Origin of the sequence: Chromobacterium sp. ASV23 (assembly GCF_016428945.1) — a bacterium.
Taxonomy (GTDB): domain Bacteria; phylum Pseudomonadota; class Gammaproteobacteria; order Burkholderiales; family Chromobacteriaceae; genus Chromobacterium; species Chromobacterium sinusclupearum.
Genome location: NZ_JAELTR010000154.1, coordinates 1 through 612 on the forward strand (window position 1 = coordinate 1; position 612 = coordinate 612).

A 612-nucleotide genomic window follows, 5' to 3' on the forward strand; every position below is an offset into this window, starting at 1 on the left:
GCACAATAGTATGTTCAGAGCTCTATAAAAATTCTATAGAAAACTTCTATAGCAATAACTCTATTAGTCACGAGATGTTAACTACTGCCATATGTGGAATTAATGGCGAGCCAGAAAATAACAATGACATACTGGAGGCAGCAAAGCTGATTTCCGCGATCATACCAAGTAGATATCGAAAGAATCACATATTCATAGATATAAGTGGAATTCATAGTGACACTAAAAATAGCAAATTCTATACCTCATCGATAAATACAATAAATTCTATTGTTAGAGCATGTAAAGATTATGTAAGGGTTGAGCCAATTTACACCGTCCAAGAAGACAAATTTGAATTTAGATTTGCGCGTAGAATGATGTTCCAAGAAATGTCATCTCCAACGGAATTCATTCGTGATGAATATGTTGAATTTCAACCTGGCGATGTATATATTGGGCTAGAAACGAATCCAGCATCACTGCTTGCAAACGAGTTCAATTTAGAAAATCTTCGGGCTTATAATGTTGAAATTTACCACGTTATTCCATCCGCAATTAATATGGACATGGAAAACATTTCAATAGACGATCTCTCAATCTGGGCTAAATCAGCCATTAGCAGTGATGGTA

Annotated in this window: 1 protein-coding gene; it reads left to right on the forward strand. The window is 35.3% G+C overall.

What is annotated here, in order from left to right:
- Nucleotides 1-612, forward strand: a 612-nt coding sequence (locus JHD59_RS22040; protein WP_199155842.1) for a hypothetical protein, incomplete at both ends; no start/stop codon positions are given.